The sequence below is a fragment of the Aquabacterium sp. UBA2148 genome (assembly GCF_002328915.1).
GTDB classification, from domain to species: domain Bacteria; phylum Pseudomonadota; class Gammaproteobacteria; order Burkholderiales; family Burkholderiaceae_C; genus Aquabacterium; species Aquabacterium parvum.
Genome location: NZ_DCXA01000311.1, coordinates 53,355 through 58,546, shown reverse-complemented (window position 1 = coordinate 58,546; position 5,192 = coordinate 53,355). Strand labels below are relative to the sequence as shown.

At 63.7% G+C, this 5,192-nt stretch carries 4 protein-coding genes; all 4 read left to right on the top strand.

Features of this window, described 5'->3' with window-relative positions:
* Positions 1-2,225 (top strand): ATP-dependent chaperone ClpB (clpB, locus tag B2W70_RS17455; RefSeq protein ID WP_286747745.1); only part of this gene is annotated, 2,225 nt, incomplete at its 5' end.
* A 120-nt stretch (positions 2,226-2,345) separates the two neighbouring features.
* Positions 2,346-3,284, top strand: a complete 939-nt coding sequence (locus B2W70_RS17450) for a PEP-CTERM sorting domain-containing protein (RefSeq protein ID WP_286747744.1) — start codon at positions 2,346-2,348, stop codon at positions 3,282-3,284.
* 276 nt (positions 3,285-3,560) lie between these two features.
* The gene (locus B2W70_RS17445; RefSeq protein WP_286747742.1) at positions 3,561-4,364 is read left to right on the top strand and encodes a spondin domain-containing protein; all 804 of its coding nucleotides are present in this window, start codon (positions 3,561-3,563) and stop codon (positions 4,362-4,364) included.
* Between the two features lie 58 nt (positions 4,365-4,422).
* Entirely contained in the window at positions 4,423-5,127 is a 705-nt protein-coding gene (locus B2W70_RS17440) for a response regulator transcription factor (RefSeq protein WP_286747741.1), read from the top strand.
* Positions 5,128-5,192: the final 65 nt, after the last annotated feature.

Genomic DNA, 5,192 nt, shown 5'->3' with positions numbered 1-5,192 from the left:
GCGACTTCGGCTTGACCCGCAAGTCGCTGGAAGCCGCCATCAAGTCCGTTCGTGGCGACCAGAAGGTCGACAGCCCCGAAGCCGAGGGCCAGCGCGAGTCTTTGAAGAAGTACACCCTCGACCTCACCGAGCGCGCCCGCGCAGGCAAGCTCGACCCGGTCATCGGCCGCGACGAGGAAATCCGCCGTGCCATCCAGGTGCTGCAGCGACGTTCCAAGAACAACCCCGTGCTCATTGGTGAGCCGGGCGTGGGCAAGACCGCCATCGTCGAAGGCCTGGCCCAGCGCATCGTGGCTGGCGAGGTGCCCGACTCGCTCAAGAACAAGCGCGTGCTGGTGCTCGACATGGCCTTGCTGCTGGCCGGCGCCAAGTACCGTGGTGACTTCGAAGAGCGCCTCAAGAACGTGCTCAAGGAAGTGGCCAAGGACGAAGGCCAGACCATCATGTTCATCGACGAGATCCACACCATGGTGGGGGCGGGCAAGGCCGATGGCGCGATGGACGCGGGCAACATGCTCAAGCCGGCCCTGGCGCGCGGCGAGCTGCACTGCATCGGCGCCACCACGCTGGACGAATACCGCAAGTACATCGAGAAGGACGCCGCCCTGGAGCGCCGCTTCCAGAAGATCCTCGTGGGCGAGCCCACCGTCGAGGCCACCATCGCCATCCTTCGCGGCCTGCAGGAAAAGTATGAGGTCCACCATGGCGTCGAGATCACCGACCCTGCCATCGTGGCCGCAGCCGAGCTGTCCAACCGCTACATCACCGACCGATTCCTGCCCGACAAGGCCATCGACCTGATCGACGAGGCCGCGGCCAAGATCAAGATCGAGATCGATTCCAAGCCCGAGGCCCTGGACCGCCTGGATCGCCGCCTCATCCAGCTCAAGATCGAGCGCGAAGCCGTCAAGCGTGAGAAGGACGAAGCTTCCATCAAGCGCCTGGGTTTGATCGAAGAGGAAATCACCAAGCTGCAGAAGGAATACGCCGACCTCGAAGAAGTCTGGAAAGCCGAGAAGGCCCAGGCCCAGGGCTCGGCCACGGTCAAGGAAGAGATCGACCGCATGCGCTTCCAGATCGAAGAGCTCAAGCGCAAGGGCGATTTCAACAAGGTCGCGGAGCTGCAGTACGGCAAGCTGCCCGAGCTGGAGAAGAAGCTCAAGGACGCGCAGGACAAAGAAAACGCCAAAGGTGCTGGCGCCAACGGCAAGCCCACGCTGCTGCGCACGCAAGTCGGCGCCGAAGAGATCGCCGAGGTGGTGGCGCGCGCCACCGGCATCCCCGTGAGCAAGCTGATGCAGGGCGAGCGCGACAAGCTGCTGGCCATGGAAGACAAGCTGCACGAGCGCGTGGTGGGGCAGGAAGAGGCCATCGTGGCCGTGTCCGACGCCATCCGCCGCTCGCGTGCGGGCCTCTCCGACCCGAACCGACCCTACGGCTCATTCCTCTTCCTGGGCCCCACGGGCGTGGGCAAGACCGAGCTGTGCAAGGCCCTGGCCGGCTTCCTGTTCGACAGCGAAGAGCACCTCATCCGCATCGACATGAGCGAGTTCATGGAGAAGCATTCGGTCAGCCGCCTGATCGGCGCGCCCCCGGGCTACGTGGGCTACGAAGAGGGCGGCACGCTGACCGAGGCCGTGCGCCGCAAGCCCTACAGCGTGGTGCTGCTAGACGAGGTCGAGAAGGCCCACCCTGATGTGTTCAACGTGCTGCTGCAGGTGCTCGACGATGGCCGCCTGACCGACGGCCAAGGTCGCACCGTGGACTTCAAGAACACCGTCATCGTGATGACCTCCAACCTGGGCTCGCACCACATCATGCAGATGGCGGGGCAGCCCTCTGAGGACATCAAGGACGCGGTGTGGGTCGAGGTCAAGCAGCACTTCCGCCCCGAGTTCTTGAACCGCATCGACGAGGTGGTGGTGTTCCACGCGCTGGACATGGCCAACATCCAGTCGATCGCCAAGATCCAGCTCAAGGGCCTGGAGGGCCGCCTGGCTCAGCTGGAGATGAAGCTCGACGTGTCGCCCGAAGCACTCGCCGAGCTGGCCAAGGTCGGGTTCGATCCGGTGTTCGGTGCGCGGCCCTTGAAGCGCGCCATCCAGCAGCGCATCGAGAACCCGGTGGCCAAGCTGATCCTGCAAGGGCGGTTCGGGCCGAAGGATGTCATCCCCGTGAAGGTGGATGCGGAGGGCAACTTCGGGTTCGAGCGGACGGTGCATTGACGCGAATCACCCCCCGCGCTCCCCTCCAAGCGCGGGGTTCGGCTTTTTGGCCGAGCCTCAGCCCCTTCAGTTGCCTTTACATTTCGCACGCAAATGTATCGATTCCAACAGGAGGAAAGCATGATCCGCATCCGTTCGGTCGCCCTGGCTTGTGCCCTGGTCGCCGCCACCCTTCCCGCGTTCGCAGCGTCGTCGGCCTCGGCCTCGATCAGCAACATCCAGTTCCAAGTGATCGACCTGACCCCCACGGACGCTTCCGTGAGTGGCTTCAGCTTGGCCAGCCTGCCTGGCTCCCTGTCGTTCAACCTGTCCGATTCCTCGCAATCTGCGAGCGAGTCCTACAACTACAGCCGCAACGGGCTGGGCACCTACACCAAGACGGCCTCCGGTGACCTGGACACGGTCTCCGCCAGCCTGTCGGTTGGCCTGAACAGCCTGTCGGTTCAAGGCGAGGCGGGTGGTCCCGGCACGTCTTACAGCGCCTCTGTCAGCAGCAACGGCAGCAGCTACTACTACAACGGCAGCATCAAGCTGTCGGCCCAATCGGTGTTGATCATCACGGCCGACGCCCTCGTCAAGGCTTCGGCGACCAACCCTTCTGCCTGCTCGAGCATCTACTATTACTGCGACAACACCGAGTCGGCTTCTTCGTCGACCTGGATGAACCTCAGCTACAGCCTGCCGACGCCGGCCGGTTCGGTCTCGGGCAACTCCAACAACAACCTGAGCACCAACGCCAACGCGCGTGGTGAGTACAGCTACCAGACCTACCAAGGCTACGACTACTCGAAGCCGGATTGGTACAACTACCCCATCTATTCGACGGTCGTGGTGCCTGCTTTCGAGCAGACCCTCAGCGACTCGCGCCAGTTCTACGCCGTGTTCGCCAACACGAGCAACACCGAGCAGACGGCCTACTTCAACATCGGCGCTCAGATCAATGGCCGCGCCTCCACGGCCCTGCCGATCAACCTGACTCCGGTGCCCGAACCCGGCACGTGGGCCCTGGCCCTGGCCGGCCTGGGTCTGATGGCCGTGGCCCGTCGTCGCGCGCGCTGATTGGCTGCGTGCCCTCGAAAAGCCACCTTCGGGTGGCTTTTTTCATGTCAGCTCGGCCCCCTCGCCGAGTTCCAGAGTACGCTGAGGACAGGGTGTGTTTTCACCAACTCGGGCGGTTCCGTGATTGGCTTGGGCGTCGGCGACTGAACATGTCACGGTGACGTGAGATTCACATGAGGCTTTCGGGAGACGGGATCCATAGCATCGGATGGGCGGTTTCGAGCCATCGAGGCCGCGTTCAGATCCCCGCTAACCCATTTCAAATGGAGATTCCTCATGATCCATCCGTCCCGATTCTTCCGCCTGCCGTCTGGTGTTGTTGCGCTGGCCACCATGGCCCTGGCCGCCACGGCCCAAGCTGCTCCCGTGCAGGTCACCGTCACGATCGAGAACCTCGCGCCCGCCAACAGCATTGCCTTTGCCCCCCTGCACCTCGGGTTCCACCAGGGGGTGTTCGATGCCTTCAATGCAGGCCAAGCGGCCAGTCCCGCGATCGTCAGCGTTGCCGAGGGTGGCAGCGGCACCGTCTGGCAAGCTGACTTCGCTGCAACAGAGCCCAACGCCACACGCGGCGTCATCGGTGGAGCGCTGCTGCCAGGGCAATCCCGTTCCGCGGTGTTCACCGTGGACCCCAGCCTGAACCGCTACGTCACCTTCGCCTCGATGGTGATTCCCAGCAACGACTACTTCATCGGCAACGATTCGCCCACTGAGTACGGGCTGTTTGATGCCAGTGGCCAGCTGCAGATCAATGCCATCAACCTGACGGCTGGCGAAATCTGGAACGCGGGCTCGGAGGCCTTCAGCGTGGCCGGCGCGGCCTTCCTGGTCAACGGCAACAACGACCTCCGCACCGACGAGAACGGCGTCGTCGGGCTTCGCTTCGCGCCGCTGAGCGGATTCAATGGCGAGACCACGGCTGCAGGCTACGTCTTTGACAGCCAATTGTCGGCCGGCACGTCCATCTACCGCATCGGCTTTGCCGTGGCGGCGGTGCCTGAACCCCAAACCTATGTGTTGATGGTCGCGGCACTGCTGACGCTTGCTGGCTTGGGCCGCAGGCGCGCTGCTCAGGTTTGATGCGACAAGTCCCTGGGTGTGCTTCAATGCGTCGCTGCATCCAGGGACTGCTCCTGTCATGAACGAACAACTCTTGCTGGTCGAAGACGACGACGCCATCGCAGATGCGCTTCGGCTGCATCTGGAGCAGGCTGGATACCGGCTGCACCGCGAGAGCGATGGGGCGCTCGCGATGGCGGCCATCGATCGTCAGCGCTGGGACATGGTTTTGCTTGACCTGATGTTGCCGGGTGCCGATGGTTGGGATGTTTGCCGTCACCTGCGTGCCCGCCATGCCGATGTGCCCGTGATCATGCTCAGTGCCCGCACAACCGAGGCGCACCGCGTGCTGGGGTTGGAGCTGGGTGCCGACGACTACCTGGCCAAACCGTTCTCGATGTTGGAGCTGGTGGCGAGGGTGCGCGCTTTGCTGCGCCGAATGGAGCAGCTGCGCATGGCGCCTGTGGCCAATGCCAGGCTGTCCTTTGGTCCGTTCCAGCTCGACACCGAGCGACGCGAGTTGATGCGTGGCGACGACGTCATCCCGCTGACGCTGCGCGAGTTCGATCTGTTGCATTTCATGTTGCGCCACCCCGGCAGGGCGTTCAGTCGCAGCGAGCTGCTCCAGCGCGTGTGGGGCGCCGGTTTTGACGGTTACGAGCACACGGTCAACTCCCACATCAACCGGCTGCGAACCAAGATCGAGTTGGACCCGCGCGAGCCGGTCCGCATCGTCACCGTGTGGGGCGTGGGGTATCGATTCGAGGAGGGCGTGGGGCGATGAGGCCAAGATCATTCGCCACTCGGCTGTCGCTGGTGCTGGCAACCTTGCTGCTGGCTTATGGCGGG

Excerpts from the sequence above, each read along its gene's own strand:
- B2W70_RS17450 (WP_286747744.1), top strand. The coding sequence starts at position 2,346 with ATGATCCGCATCCGTTCGGTCGCCCTGGCTTGTGCCCTGGTCGCCGCC.
- B2W70_RS17445 (WP_286747742.1), top strand. The coding sequence starts at position 3,561 with ATGATCCATCCGTCCCGATTCTTCCGCCTGCCGTCTGGTGTTGTTGCG.
- B2W70_RS17440 (WP_286747741.1), top strand. The coding sequence starts at position 4,423 with ATGAACGAACAACTCTTGCTGGTCGAAGACGACGACGCCATCGCAGAT.